The organism is Pseudooceanicola batsensis HTCC2597, assembly GCF_000152725.1.
Lineage (GTDB): Bacteria > Pseudomonadota > Alphaproteobacteria > Rhodobacterales > Rhodobacteraceae > Pseudooceanicola > Pseudooceanicola batsensis.
The window spans coordinates 360,374-379,646 of the sequence record NZ_CH724131.1 but is presented as its reverse complement, the minus strand read 5'-3'; the positions used below and the strand labels follow the sequence as shown (position 1 = coordinate 379,646).

17 protein-coding genes and 1 pseudogene are annotated in these 19,273 nt (G+C 68.0%); 5 read left to right on the top strand and 13 right to left on the bottom strand.

What is annotated here, in order from left to right; translation table 11 throughout:
• Positions 1-16: 16 nt before the first annotated feature.
• From lpxB to pyrH, 13 genes and pseudogenes are all read right to left on the bottom strand, one after another.
• On the bottom strand, positions 17-1,156 hold the full coding sequence (lpxB, locus tag OB2597_RS05895) for a lipid-A-disaccharide synthase (protein WP_009804617.1): 1,140 nt from the start codon (positions 1,154-1,156) through the stop codon (positions 17-19).
• Positions 1,156-1,962: an LpxI family protein gene (locus OB2597_RS05890; RefSeq protein ID WP_009804616.1), complete on the bottom strand. Its 807-nt coding sequence runs from the start codon at positions 1,960-1,962 to the stop codon at positions 1,156-1,158. The genes lpxB and OB2597_RS05890 overlap by 1 nt, the downstream gene beginning before the upstream one ends.
• 1 nt (position 1,963) lies before the next feature.
• Entirely contained in the window at positions 1,964-2,767 is an 804-nt protein-coding gene (gene lpxA, locus OB2597_RS05885) for an acyl-ACP--UDP-N-acetylglucosamine O-acyltransferase (protein WP_009804615.1), read from the bottom strand.
• Between the two features lie 3 nt (positions 2,768-2,770).
• The gene (fabZ, locus tag OB2597_RS05880) at positions 2,771-3,235 is read right to left on the bottom strand and encodes a 3-hydroxyacyl-ACP dehydratase FabZ (protein WP_009804614.1); all 465 of its coding nucleotides are present in this window, start codon (positions 3,233-3,235) and stop codon (positions 2,771-2,773) included.
• 93 nt (positions 3,236-3,328) lie between these two features.
• The gene (locus OB2597_RS05875) at positions 3,329-4,078 is read right to left on the bottom strand and encodes an OmpH family outer membrane protein (protein WP_009804613.1); all 750 of its coding nucleotides are present in this window, start codon (positions 4,076-4,078) and stop codon (positions 3,329-3,331) included.
• Positions 4,079-4,085: 7 nt separating this feature from the next.
• Positions 4,086-6,446 carry an outer membrane protein assembly factor BamA gene (gene bamA, locus OB2597_RS05870; protein WP_009804612.1) on the bottom strand — a complete coding sequence of 787 codons (2,361 nt, stop codon included), beginning with the start codon at positions 6,444-6,446 and terminating at the stop codon, positions 4,086-4,088.
• A 200-nt stretch (positions 6,447-6,646) separates the two neighbouring features.
• A complete protein-coding gene (locus OB2597_RS22625) occupies positions 6,647-6,778 on the bottom strand; it encodes a hypothetical protein (RefSeq protein ID WP_009804611.1) in 132 nt (43 codons plus the stop codon).
• Between the two features lie 143 nt (positions 6,779-6,921).
• Positions 6,922-8,262, bottom strand: coding sequence for an RIP metalloprotease RseP (gene rseP, locus OB2597_RS05865; RefSeq protein WP_009804610.1), 1,341 nt, complete (start codon positions 8,260-8,262; stop codon positions 6,922-6,924).
• Positions 8,262-9,442 (bottom strand): annotated as a pseudogene (dxr, locus tag OB2597_RS05860) (1-deoxy-D-xylulose-5-phosphate reductoisomerase). The gene rseP and the pseudogene dxr overlap by 1 nt, the downstream one beginning before the upstream one ends.
• A 36-nt stretch (positions 9,443-9,478) precedes the next feature.
• Entirely contained in the window at positions 9,479-10,225 is a 747-nt protein-coding gene (locus OB2597_RS05855; RefSeq protein WP_009804608.1) for a phosphatidate cytidylyltransferase, read from the bottom strand.
• A gap of 1 nt (position 10,226) precedes the next feature.
• Complete coding sequence (uppS, locus tag OB2597_RS05850; protein ID WP_009804607.1) at positions 10,227-10,955, bottom strand: polyprenyl diphosphate synthase; 729 nt, start codon at positions 10,953-10,955, stop codon at positions 10,227-10,229.
• Between the two features lie 15 nt (positions 10,956-10,970).
• A complete protein-coding gene (frr, locus tag OB2597_RS05845; RefSeq protein WP_009804606.1) occupies positions 10,971-11,534 on the bottom strand; it encodes a ribosome recycling factor in 564 nt (187 codons plus the stop codon).
• 340 nt (positions 11,535-11,874) lie between these two features.
• Positions 11,875-12,603 carry a UMP kinase gene (gene pyrH, locus OB2597_RS05840; protein ID WP_009804605.1) on the bottom strand — a complete coding sequence of 243 codons (729 nt, stop codon included), beginning with the start codon at positions 12,601-12,603 and terminating at the stop codon, positions 11,875-11,877.
• A 100-nt stretch (positions 12,604-12,703) separates the two neighbouring features.
• Here pyrH and miaA point away from each other — a divergent pair, with 100 nt between their 5' ends.
• The 5 genes from miaA to OB2597_RS05815 all read left to right on the top strand — a co-directional run bounded on the left by miaA (position 12,704) and on the right by OB2597_RS05815 (position 19,245).
• Positions 12,704-13,588: a tRNA (adenosine(37)-N6)-dimethylallyltransferase MiaA gene (gene miaA, locus OB2597_RS05835; RefSeq protein ID WP_040609156.1), complete on the top strand. Its 885-nt coding sequence runs from the start codon at positions 12,704-12,706 to the stop codon at positions 13,586-13,588.
• A gap of 160 nt (positions 13,589-13,748) precedes the next feature.
• The gene (locus OB2597_RS05830; protein ID WP_009804603.1) at positions 13,749-14,582 is read left to right on the top strand and encodes a helix-turn-helix transcriptional regulator; all 834 of its coding nucleotides are present in this window, start codon (positions 13,749-13,751) and stop codon (positions 14,580-14,582) included.
• 370 nt (positions 14,583-14,952) lie between these two features.
• Complete coding sequence (locus OB2597_RS05825; RefSeq protein WP_009804602.1) at positions 14,953-16,596, top strand: ABC transporter substrate-binding protein; 1,644 nt, start codon at positions 14,953-14,955, stop codon at positions 16,594-16,596.
• 141 nt (positions 16,597-16,737) lie between these two features.
• Positions 16,738-17,781: an ABC transporter permease gene (locus tag OB2597_RS05820; protein WP_009804601.1), complete on the top strand. Its 1,044-nt coding sequence runs from the start codon at positions 16,738-16,740 to the stop codon at positions 17,779-17,781.
• A gap of 12 nt (positions 17,782-17,793) precedes the next feature.
• Positions 17,794-19,245, top strand: a complete 1,452-nt coding sequence (locus OB2597_RS05815) for an ABC transporter permease (RefSeq protein ID WP_009804600.1) — start codon at positions 17,794-17,796, stop codon at positions 19,243-19,245.
• Positions 19,246-19,273: the final 28 nt, after the last annotated feature.

Genomic DNA, 19,273 nt, shown 5'->3' with positions numbered 1-19,273 from the left:
ACGCGGGCCCGCCTTGTTACAGGCGGGCGAGCACGGCCCGGGCCGCGCGCAGACCGGGGGGATCGCCGGTTCTTCCCAGCCGGTCCATCGTCAGATCCATGGCGCGAACCTGATCGGGCGCGCCCTGCAACAGGTCGAGGGCGGCCGGCGCGATAGTGTCGGCCCGGCAGGCGGGACCGAGGAACTCGGGAACGGTGCGGGTCTCGGAGACGAGGTTGACCAGGGTGACCGTGTCGGTCAGGGCCATGCGCCGCATGATCGCGAAGGTGACCGGATTCATGCGGTAGGCGATGACCATCGGCGTGCGGGCCGCCGCAAGCTCGAGCGAGACCGTGCCGGAGGCGGCGATGGCCACGTCCGCGGCGCGGAAGGCGGCGCGCTTGGCCAGCGGGCCGGCGCTGCGTGGATCGATCAGGCGCGGGCGGACCGGCCACTCCGCGACGATCCCGGCCACCCTATCGGCGACCGCGCCGGCCACGGGCAGGACGAAGGCGAGATCGGGCCGCGCCCTTGCCATCCGGGCCGCCGTTTCGCCCAGAACGGGGGCGATGCGGGCGACCTCGCCCTCGCGCGAGCCGGGCAGCAGCAGCACGAGCGGCGCCTCGCCCAGGCCGGTGTCGGCGCGGAAGGCGGCGGCCTCGGAGGCGCTGGCGACGGGCCGGGAGACGACCGGATGACCGACGAAGTCGCATTCCATGCCGGCGGCCTGCATCAGCGGTGGCTCGAAGGGAAAGAGGGCCAGGACATGGTCGATGACGCCGGCCATCTTCTGCGCACGGCCGGGACGCCAGGCCCAGACGGTGGGCGCGACGTAGTGGACGGTGCGGATGGTGCTCGCTTCCTTGACCAGCCGGGCGACGCGCAGGCAGAAGTCGGGGCTGTCGATGGTGATCAGAACGTCCGGTCCGGCATCGAGCACGGCGCGGGCGCTTTCGCGGATGCGGCGCTTGAGGTGACGGTATTTCGGCAGGATCTCGGCCAGGCCCATGACCGAGAGTTCCTCCATGGGAAAGAGGCTCTCCATGCCTTCGGCGCACATCAGCGGGCCGCCGACGCCCTCGAAGACGACATCCGGAACAAGCGATCTGAGACCTGCCATCAGGGCCTGCCCGAGCGCGTCGCCCGAGGGTTCCCCGGCGATCAGGAACACCCGCATCAAGGCCGCTCCGCCAGCAGGAAGAGGCCGCGCGCGTCGCATTCCGCGCAGAGCGCCGCGCGATCGATGAGAAGCGTCCGGCCGGCCGCCACGACGATGCCCGAGAGGCCGGCGGCGGCGGCCGCACGTGCGGTTTCGGGGCCGATGGCGGGCATGTCGACGCGCAGGTCCTGACCGGGCTTGGGCCGTTTGAGCAGGATCCCCCCGGGACGGCCGCGCAGTCCGTCGGGCGTCTCGGCGACGAAGCGCAGCATCGCGTCGGTGCCCTGCAGCGTCTCGATCCCCAGGCAGAGGCCGCCGGAGACCACGCAGCCCTGGCCCACGTCCACCGGACCGAGGGCGGCGAGGATCGCCTCGGCGCGGGCGATGTCGGCGCGGGTGGCTTCGGAGGGCCCGGGGCCGGCCAGAACGCCCGGTTCGCACGTCAGGTCCGGCAGGGCCTCGTGCGCGCCGATGACCGCGAAACCCTGTTCCTCGAAGATCCCGACGACGAGCCGCAGGAGCGCATCGTCCCCGCCCTGCATGGCCTGCAGGATCCGCGGGGCGAGGTCGCGCATCACCGGATCTAGCACGGCCGGATCGAGCGCGGGACGGCTCATGGCACCGGCGAGGACCACCCGGTCGACCCCGGCCGCGCGAAGATCGTCGAAAAGGGCGCCCAGGCGTTCGATCCGGTGGCGGCTCAGCCGGTGTTCCGGCACATCCGTCGCGGTGCCCTCGAAGGCGATGACCCGGGCCTCGGGCAGGCCGTCGGCCAGCAGGCGGGGCAGCCCGCCGCTGCCGGCGATGATGCCGGTGCGCGGCATGTCAGTCGCGCCCGGGGGTCAGGAAGGACCGGTCGCTTCCGGCGAGGACGAAGCGGACGATGTCACGGACATAATCGCTTTCGGTTTCGTCGCCGAGCCGGCGGGCGCGGTCCTGAAAGGCGCCCTCGCCCTGGGCGAGCATCTGGAACGCCGCGCGCAGGGCCGTGATGTCGGAGCGCGCCACACCGCGCCGCTTGAGCCCCACCAGGTTCAGCCCGTCCAGCACGCCGCGCGGCGCCTGCACCAGACCGTGGGGGATCACGTCGTTGGTGACCATGGTCACTGCCCCGATGATCGCGCCGCGGCCGATGCGGACGAACTGGTGCACGCCCGAGAGACCGCCGATGATGACCTCGTCCTCGATGATGCAATGCCCGGCCAGGGCGGCGTTGTTGACGATGATGACGTTGTTGCCGACCTGGCAGTCGTGGGCCACGTGACAGCCCGCCATGAAGAGCCCGTCATCGCCGACGCGGGTCACGCCGCCCCCGCCCTCGGTGCCGGTGTTCATGGTGACATGTTCGCGGATGCGGTTGCGCCTGCCGATGCGCAGCTCGGTCTCCTCGCCCTTGAACTTGAGGTCCTGCGGGATGCCGCCGAGCACGGCGAAGGGATGGACCAGCGTCTCCTCGCCGATGGAGCAGATGCCCTGCACGACCACGTGGCTCGTCAGGGTGACGCGCGGAGCGAGCGTGACCTTCGGCCCGACGTGGCAGAACGGACCGACGCGGACGCCGGCGGCGATCTGCGCGCCCTCCTCGATCACCGCCGAGGGGTGGATCTCGGCCTGCGGATCAATCGCCATCGGTCACTCCCTGGGCAGGTCCATCATGGCGGTGAACTCGGCCTCGCAGGCAAGTTCGCCCTCGACCTCGGCCACGCCCCGGAACTTCCAGACCTTGCCGCCGGGTTTGCCCCGGACGGTCGTCAGCCGCATTCTCAGCACGTCGCCGGGCACCACCATGCGGCGGAACTTGCAGCTTTCGATGGCCATGAAATAGACCAGCAGGTCGCGGTCGGCCATGTCCATGTCGACCCCCACCATGACGGCGGCGGTCTGGGCCATCGCCTCGACGATGGTGACACCGGGCATGATCGGCTTGCCGGGGAAATGGCCCTGGAAATGCGGTTCGTTCATGGTGACGTTCTTGATGCCGAGCGCCGAGGCATGGCCGTCGATCTCTTCGACGCGGTCCACCAGGAGGAAGGGATAGCGATGCGGGATGATCCGCTGGATCAGGCCGATATCGGCGGATTTCAAAGTGTCGCTCATGCTTGGTCCTCTTTGTCCTGGCACCGGCCGAAACTGGCGCGTGCCTAGCAACTGGGCGATCCCGCGGCAAGGTGCGCCATGCCGCCCGGGCCGTCAGGGATCGGTTCGGCCGGGGGCCCCCGGCTGGGGCGCCGGGGGCGCGGCGGGGTCGGACTGCGGCGCCGGTACGGCGGTCGGGTCCGGCGGCGGCGCGGTCGGGGCCGGGTCCGGGTTCGGGTCCGGGGGCGTCGCTTCCTGCGCGGCGTCGCGCCCAGGGATCGGGACGCCGAGATCGAAGCCACCGCTGTTGCCCGGCGGGTCGCTCATCGCCGCGTCGAGCCGGGAGATCGCGAGATCGGTGATGTCCGTGGCCTGGAGCGAGGCCAGGACATTGGCCTTTTCCATGATGATGGCGGCGCCCGCCTCCTGCATGAGGCCGACGAGCACGGGATCGGCCGCCCGCATGATGTCGCGCCGCGCTTCGTTCGCCTCTTCCTGCAGGGCGCGCAGCTTGGCGTCCTGTTCGGTGCGGATGGTCTGGACCTTCTCGTCGAAGGCGGTGGCCTCGGCGCGGAACTCCTCGGGCGTCAGGCTTGCCCGCCGTTCCGTCAGGTCTCTCTCCTCCGCCGTGAGCTCGGCCTCGATCCGGCGGTTTTCCGCCGCGAGTGCCGCGCTCTTGTCGGCCAGGTCGCGGTCGATCGCCTGGCCGGCGGCGCTTTCGGTGATCAGACGCTCGCTGTCCAGCGTCAGGATCGGGCTGTCCGGCGGTCCCGAATCCCTGGGCTGAGCCGGGGCGGCGAGCGGCAGGAGCGCGAGGCACAGCGCCGCCAGGCCATTGCGCAGGCGCGGCATCAGGACACGCAAGACGGCCTCAGAATTCCGATCGGATCGTGACGTTGAAGAACTGTTCCTGATCGAACTGTTCCTTCTTCAGCGCCTTGGCGAAGTTGAACCGCAGCGGGCCGATGGGCGTGTCCCAGAAGACCGAGAGACCCACGACATGGCGGTACGACCCGTTGTTGTAGAGCACGCCGGGCTGTCCGGCCGAGGCCCCCACATCCCAGATGTTCGAGATGTCGTAGAAGGCGCCGCCGGTGATGCCGTATTCCTCGGGCAGGCCGAGCGGGAATTCGGCCTCGACGCTGCCGACCACGAACATGTTGCCCGCGAGCGCGTTGTCGAAGGCGGCGCCGCTGCTGTTGGTGCCGCGTTGACGCGGACCGACGCCCGAGGGTTCGAAGCCGCGCAGGTAATCGCCCAGCAGGTTGACCCGGTCGATCGTGCGGCTCGAGCCCTTGGTGTAGTTCAGCATCCCGCCGCGCAAGCTGGCCCGGACCGTCACCTCTTCGTTGAGGATGCGCGCCTGGGCCACCGCCCGCGCCTTGGTCTCGATAAACTGGACATCGCCACCGAGGCCCGCGTAGTCCTGGCCGAATTCGAACAGGAAGCCACGGGTCGGGTCGAAGCCGTTCTCGCGGCTGTCGAACGTGTACTTGTAGCCGATCGAACTGGAGATCACGTCGCCCTGCCCGATCTCGTTCTGGATGATCGACCCGGCCGCGTCGCCGCTGGTCGAGGCCTTCATCTCGGAGGATTCGAGCGAGAAGGTCAGGCCCAGGCGCGACCGCTCGGCAAGCGGGAACTCCAGGCCGAGGCCGAATTCGCCGACCTCGGTGTCATAGGGCGCGTTGAAGCTTTCGGTTTCGGTCACGCCGAGGTCGAAGCTGAATGCCACGTCGCGCCCGAGGAAGGCAGGCTCGACGAAGGCGAGGGAGTAGTTCTTGTTCGAATCCGCCCCCGCGAGCGACAGGAACAGGCTCTGGCCCCGGCCGAGGAAGTTGGTTTCGCTGAACGAGATGGCCAGCCCGAAGCCCGAGTTGGTCGAATAGGTACCGCCGAAGGAAAGCGACCCGGTGGCCTTTTCCTCGACATCCACGTCCACCACGACGCGGTCGGGGCTGGACCCCTCGCGGGCGTTGACCTGGGTGTTCTCGAAGAAGTTCAGGGCGCGGATGCGTTCCGCGGCCTCGCGGATCTGGCGCGGGTTGAAGGGGTCGCCCTCGACGATGCGGAACTGCCGCCGGACGACGCGGTCCAGGGTGGTGGTGTTGCCCTCAACGTCGATGCGTTCGACGAAGACGCGCGGACCGCGGGACAGGACGAATTCCACATCCAGCGTGAGGTCGCGTTCGTTCCGGGTGATGCGCGGTTCGACGCGGAGGAAATCGAGCCCCTCGCGCACGGCGAGGTTTTCCATCCGGGCGATGGCGTTCTCGACATGGTTCGGCGAATAGACGATGCCGGGGCGCAGACGCACCACCTGTTCATAGGCCTCGGCATCGGCCGCTGGATAGTTGCTGACAACGGTGATGTCGCCGAAGCGGAATTGCTGGCCTTCCTGCACGTTGAAGGTCACGAAATAGGCGTCCCGCTCCCGCGCGAGTTCGGCATCGACGGCGGTGGTGCGGAAGTCGATGTAGCCGCGCGAAAGATAGAAGTCGCGCAGGACCTGCTGGTCGAACTGCAGCCGGTCCTCCTGGAAGGTGTCGCGGCGGATCAGCTGGCGCAGCAGGCCGGCCTGCTTGGTTTCCAGCACGCGGCGCAGGCGCCGGTCCGAATAGACGCGGTTGCCGACGAAGCCGATGCGGTTGATCTCGGTGTTGCGGCCCTCGAACACTTCGTAGACCAGATCGACGCGATTGTCCGACCGGCGGATGATCCGGGGCGTCACGCGGGCCGAGATCCGGCCCTCCTGGGAATAGGCCTCGGCGATGCGCGCCGCGTCGGATTCGGCACGGGTCGGCGAAAAGACCAGCCGGGGCTTGGACTGCACGACCGAGGCCAGCGCCTCGTCGTCGAGACGGCGGTTGCCTTCGAAGGTCACGCGATTGACCGTGGGATACTCGACGACGTTGATCACCAGCGTACCGCCACGGGGAACGATCTCGACGGTTTCGAACAGGCCGGAGGCGACAAGACGCTGGTAGGCGTCGTTGAGTTCGGCGGCCGAGATGGTCTCGCCCCGGGCGATCCCGGCATAGCTGAGGACCGTGCCGGTCTCGATCCTGGCGTTGCCGTCGACCTGCACGGAATTGAAACGGTAGCTCTGCGCGAAGGCCATTTCCGGCAGCGACGGCACGGCCGTGCTGAACAGAAGTGCGGCGATCAGAACCCTGCTCATCGGTTTCTTCAGCGACAGGTTGGCAGCCCTGTTCTGCTTGGTTTTCTTCATTGTTTCACCCGATCCGACGTCCCCTTTTGAACGTGACTAACCCGTGTATCTGGGCTTGTCAAAATCATCCGGGCGCAAATCGAAAAAGGTGCGCACACCGTGTGGTCTGCGCACCGTTCCAGTTTGACGAACCGGACCTGTGAAAGTCTGCCGTGATCCGGTTCGGAGGTCGGCCGCTGCCACGGCCTGGGGGGAAGTCGTCAGTGGATGAGCGAGGCGATCCAGTAGCCGCCCGCCAGCGCCATGCCCACCATGCCGAGCGTGTAGAGGCGGTCGCGGTTCAGATCGACCAGAAGCGTCATTCCGGAATAACCGGTTTGGATCAGTTGCATTCGATGCCTGTCTTTCGTCTACCCATTGCAGCCCCATGGGGGCCGCTCTCGGGCAGAAACTGCCTGCGGATTGGGGCGGAAACCCGACCGAGAATGCGGCGATTTCGGGGCGCGAGGCGGGTGCGCCGCGACATGCGCCGCGATCAGGGGCAGAGCACGTCGTTGGTCAGGGCGAAGACCATCACCGACAGGATCAGCATCAGCCCCGCCCCCATCAGCATCCGCAGAGCGAAATCCGACGGCGGTTTGCCGGCAACGGCCTCGTAGCCGAAGAACACCAGGTGTCCGCCGTCGAGCACGGGGATGGGAAAGAGGTTCAGCAGGCCGACGGCCGTGGACAGCGCCGCGACGAACCAGATGAAGCTGACCGCGCCCTGGCTGGCCATCGCCCCCGAGGTCTGCGCGATGCCGATGGGGCCGGTCATGTTGCAGGTACTGATCGCCCCGGTGATCATGTGCCACAGCCCCGAGATCGAGCTTTCGGCGATCCGCCAGGTCTGCTGCACGCCGTTGCCGACGGCAGTCAGGGGGCCAACGCCCTCCGTTGCGGGCTCGAAGGCCATGCCGCCGGCGATGCCGATGCGCCATTCGGTGCGGAACCCGCCCTCCGGGTCCGGCTCGTCCACCCGCCGGGGCGCCAGCGCGAAGTCGAGCGGCTCGCCCGCGCCCTCGCGCCAGACCTTCAGGGCCAGCGCGGCGCCCTCCGACCCCTCGACCCGGTCCTTGAGCTGCGCGAAGGCGAAGATGTCGTCACCGTCCACCGCCAGGATCACGTCGCCGGGTTTCATCCCGATGTCGTAGGCGGCGGAATTCGGGGCAAGCTGCGTGATCAGCGGCGGATAGGGATAGGGGCCCGCGACCGTGCGCGTCTCGCCCCCGCGGATCACCCGATAGTCCAGCGTCCGCTCGAGCGGCACCGCCTCGTCGAAATCGGCGAAGGCCTCGTCCTCGGCGCCCGGGAAGGGCACGCCGCCGATCTCGAGCACCTGGTCCCCCGGCTCGAGCATGGCGTAGCTCGGCGGGAGGGGGCGCATCTCGTCCACGGTCAGCGGATCGGCCACGTCGCCCCGGACCATGAACAGCCCGGCGAACACGATGATGGACAGAATGAAGTTGAACACCGGACCGGCGGCGACCGTGGCGGTCCGGGCCCAGAGGGGCGCGCCATGCATCGTCTTGCGGCGGTCGCTCTCGTCCAGATCGGTCATCGCCTCGGCACTGCGGCCCGAAGCCGCGTCGCTGTCGCCCAGGAACTTGACGTAGCCGCCGAAGGGCAGCGCGGCCAGTTGCCAGCGCGTGCCGTGCCGATCGACGCGGGAATAGAGGACGGGGCCGAACCCAAGCGAGAAGACCTCGGCCTTGATGCCCGAGAGGCGGCCGATGATGTAGTGGCCATATTCGTGGATCGCCACGATGATCGACAGCGCGACGACGAAGGCCACGAGTGTCTGAAAGATGCTGCCGAACTGTGGAAGAAGATCCATTAACCCGCCTGTTGCTGCCCCTGCGACATGACCCTGTCGGCTTCCCTCCGGGCGAGATGGTCCATTTGCAGGACGTTATCAAGGTCAAAGACCTCGCCCTCCCGCCCCATCTCGGGATCGAGACGATCAAGAACGCGTGCGACGACCGTGGCCATCTCGGTAAAGCCGATGCGACCGGCGATGAAGGCGTCGAGCGCGCGTTCCTTGGCCGCGTTGAAGGCCGCGCCGGCCAGCCCGCCCCGCTGCATCACCCGCTCTGCCAGCACCAGCGCCGGATAGCGGTCGGGATCGGGCGCGCGGAAGGTCAGCTGCCCCAGCCGCGCGAGGTCGAGCCTTTCGACCGGCAGATGCGCCCGCGCGGGCCAGTTCAGCGCATAGCCGATGGCGTGCCGCATGTCGGGGGCGCCCAGATGGGCCATCATGCCGCCGTCGACATGGCCGACAATGGCATGGATGATGCTCTCGGGATGGATCAGCACCTCGATCCGCTCGGGGTCGAGACCGAAGAATTCCCGCGCCTCGATAACCTCCAGCGCCTTGTTGAACATCGAGGCGCTGTCGATGGTGATGCGCTGTCCCATGTCCCAGTTGGGATGGGTGGCGGCCTGCTCGACGGTGGCAGAACGAAGCGTTTCGACCGGCCAGTCGCGGAAGGCGCCGCCGCTGGCAGTCAGGACCACACGCTCGACCGTGGCCGAGTCCTCGCCGGCCAGCGCCTGGAAAACGGCGGAATGTTCGCTGTCCACGGGCAGAATGCTGGTTCCGTGCGCCCCGGCCTGCCGCATGACGAGCGGCCCGGCGGCCACCAGCGTCTCCTTGTTGGCGAGGGCCAGGCAGGTCCCCTGCCCGATCGCCGCCAGCCCCGGCGGCAGGCCGGCGGCCCCGACGATGGCGGACATGATCCAGTCGGCCGGGCGCGCGGCGGCCTCGGCCAGGGCCGCGGGCCCGGCGGCGGCTTCCACCCCGGAGTTGCCGAGCGCGGCCCGGAGGTCCTCGAGGCAGTCTTCATGGGCGGTCACGGCCAGTTCGGCGCGCAGACGCACCGCGTCCTTGGCCAGGCGCGCCACGTTGCGCCCGCCGGTCAGCGCCACGACCCTGTAGGCATCCGGCGCGCGGTCGATCAGATCGATCGTGTTCTGCCCGATGGACTGGTCGCCCCGAGGATCGAGACCCGCCGCATCACGGCACTCCCACGGGCAGACGGCCCAGGGACCGATCAGCAGCAGAAGACCGCGCCGCCCAGCATCCCGTCGAACCGGTCCAGCAACCCGCCATGGCCGGGGATCAGGGACGAGCTGTCCTTGGCGCCGACCCTGCGTTTCATCGCGCTCTCGGCCATGTCGCCCATCTGCGAGGCCATGGCGACCGCGACGGAGAGCCCAATCAGCCCCGGCCCCATCTCGGTCCGCGCCGCAAAGGCCAGGCCGATCACGGCGGCGCCGACCCAACCCGCGACCGTGCCGGCCCAAGTCTTCTTGGGACTGACGCGAGGCCAGAACTTGGGTCCGCCGATGGCCCGCCCGGCGAAATAGCCGGCGATGTCGGTCACGACGACCACGAGGACGAGCCAGAGCAGCCAGACCACGCCCGAAATCTCGCGCAGCTGGACCATGCCGAAGGCGGCCACCAGGATCATCGCGGTGAAACTGAGATAGAGCACCCGGTGGCGCGGCACCCAGGCGAGACCCGCCATCGCCGGGGCCAGCAGCAGCGGCAGGGCCAGCAACAGCGGCAGGTAGATCGCCCCCAGCAAGGCTCCGCCGGCCGCCAGCGCCATGGCAAGGGCCGACTTCCCGGCCTCCGGCGCTAGCAGGCGGACCAGTTCCCAGACCATGCCCGCAGCCACGAGGGCGAAGCCGATCCGCAGCACATGCCCGCCGATCCAGATCACGACGAGACCGGCGGCGACCATGCCGAGGCCCGAGGTGACCCGCGCCGTCAGATCCTCCCAGGAGCGCGCCATGTCAGGCCCTCACCCCGCCGTACCGGCGGTCGCGCCCGGCATAGCTGGCGATGAGCCTGGCAAAGACCTCTTCGGAGAAATCCGGCCAGAGCGTGTCGATGAACTCGTATTCCGCATAGGCCGACTGCCAGAGCAGGAAGTTCGAGATCCGCGCCTCGCCGCTGGTGCGGATCACGAGATCGGGATCGGGCAGGACGCGGGTATCGAGGTATTTCGGCAGGGTTTCGACATCGACGTCGCCGGGGCAGAGCCGCCCCGCCGCGACATCCTCGGCCAGTCTGCGGGTCGCGCGCGCCACCTCGTCGCGGCCCCCGTAGTTCAGCGCGATGGTCAGGTTGGTGCCGTGGCATTGCGCCGTCAGTTCCTCGAGCTCGTCCATCAGGGCCTGCAACTTCGGATCGAGCCCGGGCCTGTCGCCGATGAAACGGACCCGCACGTCATGTGCCCTGAGGGCGCGGGCCTCCTTCTGGATGTAGCGGCGGAAGAGGCTCATGAGACCCGCCACCTCGATCTGGGTACGCTTCCAGTTCTCGGTCGAGAAGCCGAAGATGGTCAGGTACTCGACCCCGAGATCCGGACAGGCCTCGACGATCTCGCGCACGCGCTTGGCCCCGGCATGATGACCGAAGAGCCTCGGGCGTCCCCGCATGGTCGCCCACCGGCCGTTGCCGTCCATGATGATGGCGACGTGGCGGGGACCCCGCCGGATATCCTCGACCCTGCTGCTCATGAACCGCCCGCAGGATCAGACCTGCATGATCTCTTCCTGCTTGGCCTCCAGCGCCTCGTCGACCTTCTTGGTGTAGGTATCCGTCAGATCCTGCACCTCGCTTTCCCAGAACTTCTGATCGTCCTCCGAGAGGCCGTCGGCCTTGGCCTTCTTGATCTGGTCCATCCCGTCGCGGCGGACGTTGCGGATGGCGACGCGGGCGCTCTCGGCATATTGCGCGGCAACCTTGCCCAGCTCGCGGCGGCGCTCTTCGTTGAGTTCGGGAATGGGCAGCATGATGATGGTGCCGTTGAGCTGCGGGTTGATGCCCAGCCCGCTCTCGCGGATCGCCTTCTCGACCTTGCCGACCAGGTTCTTGTCCCAGACGTTGACGGTGACCATGCGCGGTTCGGGCACGTTGACGGTGCCGACCTGGTTGACGGGGGTCATCGAGCCGTAGGCATCCACCATCACGGGTTCCAGCATCGAGGCAGAGGCCCGCCCGGTCCGGAGCGAGGCGAATTCCGTCCTCAGGTTGCTCATGGTGCCTTCCATGCGGCGTTGCAGGTCATCGGTGTCCAGCTCGAAGTCGTCAGACATGGGTCTTCCCCGTATTCATTCGGTCAGGGCGGTAATACGGCAGGTGTTCCGCGATGTATAGGCGTCGCGTGGCCCCCCGCGGTTCCGCCCCCGTGGTCGGGCCCTTTCTGCGAAAGCGCCCGATGCCTCCGGCGGGGATATTTTTCGGACCAAAGAAGCATGGCCTCGGCGCCCCCTTTCTTTGGTCCGGAAAATATCCCGGGGGTGTCCGACAAAGCGCGCTTTGTCGGGAGGGGGCAGCGCCCCCTTTCGCGGGCCGGAGGGTTCGCGGTCGGGCGCCGGGACGAAGCACGGCGGCGGGACGGCGGGCGGGGCGTCGCGGGACGCGCGCGCCGCTCGGTCAGTCCCGCACGATCGTATAGGTGCCCTGCCCCGCGAGGATGCCCTTGAAGCCGCCCGGCTCGTCCAGCGAGAAGACGATGATCGGCTTGCGGTTGTCGCGCGCCAGGGCGATGGCAGAGGCGTCCATCACGTTCAGATGCCGCGCCAGGACCTCGTCGTAGGTGACGCTGTCGAAGCGCTGCGCCTCGGGAAACTCGATCGGGTCCCTGTCGTAGACCCCGTCGACCTTGGTACCCTTGAAGATCGCCTCGCAGGCCATCTCGTTGGCGCGCAGGGTGGCGGCCGTGTCGGTGGTGAAATAGGGATTGCCGGTGCCGGCGGCGAAGATGCAGACCCGGCCCTTCTCCAGGTGCCGGACGGCGCGGCGGCGGATGTAGGGTTCGCAGACCTGGTCCATCGGGATGGCGCTGATCACGCGGGTGTAGACGCCCAGCCCCTCGAGCGCGGACTGCATGGCCAGGGCGTTCATCACGGTGGCCAACATGCCCATGTAGTCGGCGGTCGTCCGCTCCATCCCCTGGGCCGAGCCGGCGAGGCCGCGGAAGATGTTGCCGCCGCCGATCACCATGCAGATCTCGACGCCGAGGTCGTGGACCGACTTGACCTCGCGGGCGATGCGTTCGACCGTCGGCGGGTTCAGGCCATAGCCCTGATCCCCCATCAGAGCCTCTCCGGATATCTTCAGCAGAACGCGCCTGTAGGTTGTCCTGGGCTGATCTTCGGCCATGTTGCGCTCCGTCTTGGCTGGGGGGTAGGCTGGCGGCAAAATGGTCGAAAAGCAGCGGCAGTTCAATGCACCAATCCGGCAATCCGAAAGCGGACCCGAGATGATCCCCCCGATGATCCTCCGCGGGCTCTCGCGCGAGCGGCCGGTGCTGATCGCCGGGCCGACCGCCTCGGGCAAGTCGGCGCTGGCGATGGAGATCGCGGCGCGCGACGGCGGGGTCGTCGTGAATGCCGATGCGATCCAGGTCTACGACAACTGGCGGGTGCTGACCGCGCGCCCCTCTCCCGAGGAGACGGCGGCGGTTCCGCACCGGCTCTATGGCCATGTCGATCGGCGGCATGTCTATTCCGTGGGGGAATGGCTGCGCGAGGTACGGCCGCTTCTCTCCGGCGCCCGACCGGTGATCGTCGGCGGGACGGGGCTCTATTTCTCGGCCCTGACCGAAGGGCTGGCCGAGATCCCCGCAACCCCGCCCGCGATCCGCGCGCAAGGCGACCGATTGCGGGCCGAGGCGGGGCTCGCCCCCCTGCTGGAGGCGCTCGACCCCGAGACGCTGTCGCGGATCGACCGGGCCAACCCGATGCGGGTGCAGCGGGCCTGGGAGGTGTTGAAGGCGACGGGCCGGCCCCTGGCCGACTGGCAGGACGACACGCCGGCGCCGCTGCTGCCCGCGGGGCGTGCGGAATGCCTGCTGATCGACGCGCCCCGGTCCTGGCTGACCCCGCGCATCGAGCGGCGGTTCGACCACATGCTGGCCGAGGGCGCGCTGGAGGAGGTGCGTGAGAACCTCGCCGGCTGGGATCCGGCCCTGCCCTCGTCGCGGGCGATCGGCGCGCCGGAGCTGGTGGCCAGCCTGCGCGGGGAGCTCCCGCTCGACGCCGCGCGCGACCAGGCGGTGATCGCCACGCGGCAGTTCGCCAAGCGCCAGCGGACATGGTTCCGCGGCCGGATGAAAACCTGGCAGGTTCTCTCAGCCGCAGGTTGATTCCCGCGGTCGCGCCGGGTTGTCCCAAAGCTATCCACAAAGCTTCCCCATTCTGCCCGCATTTCGGCGGATTTTCGAGGATAAGCTGTGGATAACCGCTTCGACGCTTTACCAATTGCAACCACGGCCGCTAGGCTTCACCCAAGCTCTGGGGGATCACATGCAGATACAGAACATTCTTGCGCAGTCGCCGCACGAGGCCTCGGTCGCGTCGCCGCGGGTCAGAAGCCTGGGTCAGCTGACGATGGGGGCGGCCTGGCGGCTCGACCTGCAGCATGCGCGGGCCTCGCACCTGTTTCTCTGGATCACGCGCGGCCAGGGGCGGGCGACCATCCTCGGCAAGCGGCGCGGCGTCGGGGCGCACAATGCGCTCTACGTTCCGGCCGGGTCGCTGATGTCGCTGGACCTGGGCAAGCAGTGCTACGGGATCGCAGTCGATCTTCCCGCCCACGAAACCGGCATCTGGCCCGAAACGCCGCGCCACCTTCGCATCCGGGACGTGATGGCCCAGAACGAGGTGACCGCGATCCTCGACAACATGCAGCGCGAGCAGTCGACGCATCGCGCCTTCGGCGACGAGGCCGCCCGCGCCCATGCCGGGCTGCTGGCGGTGTGGATGCGGCGGATGCTGGCCCTGCCCGACAACCAGCCCGCCCCCCGGATTCCGGCGGCCGAACGGTTGACGGCGGCCTTCTGCGCTCTGGTGGAGCGGGACTACCGCTCCGGCAAGCCGATGGCGGATTATGCCGCCGCGCTCGGCGTGACGCCGACCCATCTGAGCCGCGCCTGCCGGCAGGTGGCGGGGCTGACGGCGGCTGACATGATCACGCAGCGCGTGCTCTACGCGGCGCGCGACATGCTGGAGAGCGGCGACCTGCCGATCCGCCTGATCGCCGAGATGCTGGGCTTTTCCTCGGCCGCGTATTTCACACGCTTCATCCAGAACCAGACCGGGCGGACGCCTTCGGCCCTGCGCCAGGCCGCCCGGGGCTGATCTTCGGGTCAAAGACGCTTGCGGCCTGAACGCTTCGGTCTTTCCCGCGCAATTTTCCCATCGCGTCGCGCGCATCTGCTCGGCGCAGCGGGGGATGTCCCGGCGGGCGTCGCCGCGGAGGTTGGCGCCATCCTCCCGCCTAGGCTGCGCAGCCTTTTCCGAAAGGAAACAAGTTGCAATGGGGCGGTGTGTCGTCTTTCACTGAAAGCATGTCGAAAATCGTCCCCGATATGATGACCGCGCCCCCGGACCGCGGCGGACGTCCGCCTCGCGAGATCGGGGGCCGACAGACGATCAGCGCGGTCCCGTGCGCATTGCCGCCGGTCCGGGGCACTTCGCAAAAGAATAACCGTCTCACAGGGAGCTCACCATGACCCAGCACTTCACCCCCAGGGCGGCCGTCCATCCGGCGGCCGAAATGTATGCCGAGGAATTCCGGACCGGCAGGCTCAGCCGCCGCGAGTTCATCACCCGCGCCTCGGCGCTCGGCGTGGCCACGACGACGATCTACGGGCTGGGCGGGCTGGCTCCGGCGCGGGCGCAGAGCGACATGCAGCCCCAGTCGGGCGGCATCCTGCGCGTGCAGATGGAGACCAAGGCGCTGAAGGATCCGCGCAATTTCGACTGGTCGCAGATGGCGAACTTTGCCCGCGGCTGGCTGGAGTACCTGGTCGAATACCAGCGCGACGGGTCGTTCGAGGGCCGGCTGCTGGAAAGCTGGAGCGCAAACGAGGACGCGACCGAGTACACCCTGAACGTGCGCCAGGGCGTCAAGTGGAACAACGGCGACGACTTCACCGCCGACGACGTGATCTTCAACATCCGGCGCTGGTGCGAACAGAACGTCGAGGGCAACTCGATGGCCTCGCGCATGACCAGCCTGATCGACGAGGCCACCGGCGAGGCGCGCGAGGACGCGATCAGCAAGGTCGACGACCACACCGTGGTTCTCAGGACCTCGACCCCGGACATCACAATCATTCCCAGCATGGCGGATTACCCGGCGGCCATCGTGCATCCGTCCTACGACGGCGGCGATCCGGCGGCGAACCCCATCGGCACCGGGCCCTTTTATCCCGAACAGAACGAGGTCGGCGTCAAGCAGGTTCTGGTCCGGAACACCGATCACGAGTGGTGGGGCGAAGGGGCCTATCTCGACCGGATCGAGTTCATCGACTTCGGCACCGACATGGCCGCCTGGGTGGCCGCGGCCGACGCGGACGAGATCGACATGACCTACCAGTCCACCGGCGAGTTCATCGAGGTGCTGGACGCGATGGAATGGGTCAAGTCCGAAGCGGTCACCGCCGCGACGCTCTGCGTCCGCTTCAACCAGCAGCAGGCCCCCTATGACGACGCCAACGTGCGCAAGGCGCTGCAGATGGCCGTCGATCCGGCCGTCATCCTCGAGCTGGGCTATGCCGGCTACGGCACCGTGGCCGAACATCACCACGTCTGTCCGATCCACCCCGAATATGCCGAAATCCCCGGCGTGCCCGTCGATCCGGACAAGGCGCGCGCGATGATTGAAGAGGCGGGCCATGCCGACACCGTCTTCGAACTGATCTCGATCGACGATCAGTGGCAGACCGAAAGCTGCGACGCGGTCGCCGCCCAGGTGCGCGACGCGGGGATCAATATCGAGCGCAAGATCCTGCCCGGCTCGACCTTCTGGAACGACTGGCTGGTCTATCCGTGGTCCGCGACCGAATGGAACCAGCGTCCGCTCGGCGTTCAGGTCCTGGCGCTCGCCTACAAGACCGGGGCGGCCTGGAACGAGACCGCCATGGCGAACGACGAGTTCGACAGCCTGCTCGACGAGGCGATGGCGATCAACGACGCCGGACAGCGATCCGAGGTGATGGCCAAGCTCGAGCAGATCATGCTCGACGAGGGCGTGATGATCCAGCCCTACTGGCGCTCGCTCTTCCGGCACTACAAGCCCAAGGTGCACGGAGCCGAGATGCATCCCACCTTCGAGATGCACCATTACAAGTGGTGGGTGGACGCCTGATCCCGACCGGGGCGCCCGCACCGGCGCCCCCGTCGCGGCGGGAAACATCAGGCCGCAGGCGCTCCGCCCCATCACCCCGGGTCCCCCCGGGCCCAGGCACACGCACAGGCACAGGCACAGGCACAGGCACAGGGATAACCGATGCTCCTCTTCCTGCTGAAAAGGATCGGGACGATGCTGCTGACGGCGCTCTGCCTCAGCTTCGTCGTGTTCTTCCTGACCAACCAGCCCGCAATGCTGGAGAAGGTCGCCAAGTTCGAGGGCAACGCGCGCATGTCCGACGAGGAGGTCGCGCGCTATCTGCAAAACCACGGGTTCGGGCGACCGATGATCCTGCGCTACGGCGAATGGCTGGGCGTGATCCCGGGATGGACGCACGAGGACGACGGACGAACCAGCGGGCGCTGCATCGGCCCGCAGACCGCGGCCGCCGCGGCGCCCGTCTACTGCGGCGTGCTGCAGGGCAACTGGGGCGTCAGCCGGGTCTTCCGCGACGATGTCGCAACCATCGTGGGCACGCGGCTCTACATGACCGGAAAGCTGATGGTCTGGGTCATGCTGCTGATGGTGCCCGCGGCGCTGCTCATCGGCGTGCTCGCGGGGATGCGCGAGGGGTCGAGGACGGACCGGTCCCTCTCCACCCTCTCGATCGCCACGACCGCGACGCCGGAATATGTCTCGGGCGTGATCCTGATCGCGGTCTTCGCCTCCTCGGCCGTGGGGCTGAAATGGTTCAAGGGCACGGCCACCGCGGCGATGGAGAACGCCACCTTCGAGAATTTCTTCCTGCCGGTGCTGACCATCGCCCTCTTCGGCATGGGCTACATCGCCCGGATGACCCGTGCCTCGATGGCCGAGGTGATGACGGCGCAATACATCCGCACCGCGCGGCTCAAGGGCGTGACCTTCCGCAACATCGTGCTGAAGCACGCGCTCAGGAACGCGCTGATCGCGCCCTTCACGGTGATCATGCTGCAGTTCCCCTGGCTGCTGAACGGCGTGGTGATCGTCGAGACGCTCTTCAACTACAAGGGGCTGGGCTGGGCGCTGGTCCAGGCCGCCGGCAACAACGACATCGACCTGCTGATGGGTATCTCGGTGGTCTCGGTCATCGTCGTGCTGGTCACGCAGCTGATCTCGGACATCGGCTATGTCTACCTCAACCCCCGTATCCGGATTTCGTAAGGAGGCGCCGTGATGGATCCGCTGACCTGGACCGGCCTGCTCGGCCCCGTGCTCAATCCGGTTCTCCTCGCCGCGCTGGCCGTCCTTGTCCTGGCGGCTCTCGCCTCGATCCTGCTGTCCTTCCTGCCCGCCCCCGACCCGGTGACCGGCGGCGGCGGCACCCTGGCGATGTGCCGCAGCCCCGCCGACTGGGCGCGGCTGGCGGTACAGGCGGCCATGGGGGTGATCATCGCCATCGCCGCGATCTATCTCGTCGGCGGATGGGTCATCCCCGGCGTCGAGAACAAGGGCATCATCGGCGCACTCTCCGCCCGGCTCCTGCCGGTCTGGGCCGCCCTCGCGGTGACCTTCGCGGTCTCGATCACCTACAAGCGGCGGCTCGGCCTCTACGGCAAGCTCTTCGACAACATGATCGGCATGATCGGCTTCGGCATCGTCATGTTCTGGATCTTCACGGCGCTCTTCGCCGGTCTCTTCGACTGGATCGTGACCCATGATCCGCTGACCGCCGTCTCGGGAATGAAGAACAAGGTGCCGGGCACGCCCCTGCGCGGCGCGGGCGAGGGCGATTATCCCTACTACCTGCTGGGCGGCGACACGCTGGCCCGCGACATCTTCTCCCGCATGGTCCAGGGGGCCTGGGTGGTGATCCGGGTCGCGCCGCTGGCCACGCTCTTCGCCTTCATGGCCGGGATCACCCTCGGCCTTCCGGCGGGCTATTTCGGCGGGCGGCTGGACACGGGTCTGTCGTTCCTGGCGAACCTGATCCTCGCCTTCCCGGTGATCCTGCTCTTCTATCTGCTGGTCACGCCCGAGATGGTGGCCTCCGGCATCCCCTCCTACATGGCGATCGTCCTCTTCATCCTGCCGATCCTCTTTCTCTGCGTGATGATCAACGCACGGTTCCACACGCAACCCGCGCGCCGGAACACGCTGATCGCGGCGATCCTCCTCGTCCTGGGCTGGCTCTATCTCTCGCTGATCAACGACGGCGGCACGCCGGTGGCCTTCCTGCCCGCACAGCTCGACCTCTTCGACATTCCCGGCGGCATCCTGGTGGTCTTCGTCTCGGTGGTCTTCGTCAACGCACCCACGGTCTTCCGCATCGTGCGCGGCCTGACGCTCGACATCCAGACCCGCGACTACGTGGCCGCCGCCCAGACCCGGGGCGAAGGCCCCTGGTACATCATGTTGTGGGAAATACTGCCGAACGCCCGCGGACCGCTGATCGTCGATTTCTGCCTGCGCATCGGCTACACCACGATCCTGCTCGGCACGCTCGGATTCTTCGGCCTCGGCCTGCCCTCGGACAGCCCCGACTGGGGCACGACGATCAACCAGGGGCGCAAGCTGCTGTCGATCTACCCCCATCCCGCCATCGTCCCCGCCGTCGCACTGCTCAGCCTCGTGCTCGGCCTCAACCTCCTCGCCGACGGCCTGCGCGAGGAAAGCCTCAAGGACTGACCCCATGCTTCTTTGGTCCCGAAATATC

Excerpts from the sequence above, each read along its gene's own strand:
- lpxB (WP_009804617.1), bottom strand. The coding sequence starts at position 1,156 with ATGCGGGTGTTCCTGATCGCCGGGGAACCCTCGGGCGACGCGCTCGGG.
- OB2597_RS05890 (WP_009804616.1), bottom strand. The coding sequence starts at position 1,962 with ATGCCGCGCACCGGCATCATCGCCGGCAGCGGCGGGCTGCCCCGCCTG.
- lpxA (WP_009804615.1), bottom strand. The coding sequence starts at position 2,767 with ATGGCGATTGATCCGCAGGCCGAGATCCACCCCTCGGCGGTGATCGAG.
- fabZ (WP_009804614.1), bottom strand. The coding sequence starts at position 3,235 with ATGAGCGACACTTTGAAATCCGCCGATATCGGCCTGATCCAGCGGATC.
- bamA (WP_009804612.1), bottom strand. The coding sequence starts at position 6,446 with ATGAAGAAAACCAAGCAGAACAGGGCTGCCAACCTGTCGCTGAAGAAA.
- OB2597_RS22625 (WP_009804611.1), bottom strand. The coding sequence starts at position 6,778 with ATGCAACTGATCCAAACCGGTTATTCCGGAATGACGCTTCTGGTCGAT.
- rseP (WP_009804610.1), bottom strand. The coding sequence starts at position 8,262 with ATGGATCTTCTTCCACAGTTCGGCAGCATCTTTCAGACACTCGTGGCC.
- OB2597_RS05855 (WP_009804608.1), bottom strand. The coding sequence starts at position 10,225 with ATGGCGCGCTCCTGGGAGGATCTGACGGCGCGGGTCACCTCGGGCCTC.
- uppS (WP_009804607.1), bottom strand. The coding sequence starts at position 10,955 with ATGAGCAGCAGGGTCGAGGATATCCGGCGGGGTCCCCGCCACGTCGCC.
- frr (WP_009804606.1), bottom strand. The coding sequence starts at position 11,534 with ATGTCTGACGACTTCGAGCTGGACACCGATGACCTGCAACGCCGCATG.
- pyrH (WP_009804605.1), bottom strand. The coding sequence starts at position 12,603 with ATGGCCGAAGATCAGCCCAGGACAACCTACAGGCGCGTTCTGCTGAAG.
- miaA (WP_040609156.1), top strand. The coding sequence starts at position 12,704 with ATGATCCCCCCGATGATCCTCCGCGGGCTCTCGCGCGAGCGGCCGGTG.
- OB2597_RS05830 (WP_009804603.1), top strand. The coding sequence starts at position 13,749 with ATGCAGATACAGAACATTCTTGCGCAGTCGCCGCACGAGGCCTCGGTC.
- OB2597_RS05825 (WP_009804602.1), top strand. The coding sequence starts at position 14,953 with ATGACCCAGCACTTCACCCCCAGGGCGGCCGTCCATCCGGCGGCCGAA.
- OB2597_RS05820 (WP_009804601.1), top strand. The coding sequence starts at position 16,738 with ATGCTCCTCTTCCTGCTGAAAAGGATCGGGACGATGCTGCTGACGGCG.
- OB2597_RS05815 (WP_009804600.1), top strand. The coding sequence starts at position 17,794 with ATGGATCCGCTGACCTGGACCGGCCTGCTCGGCCCCGTGCTCAATCCG.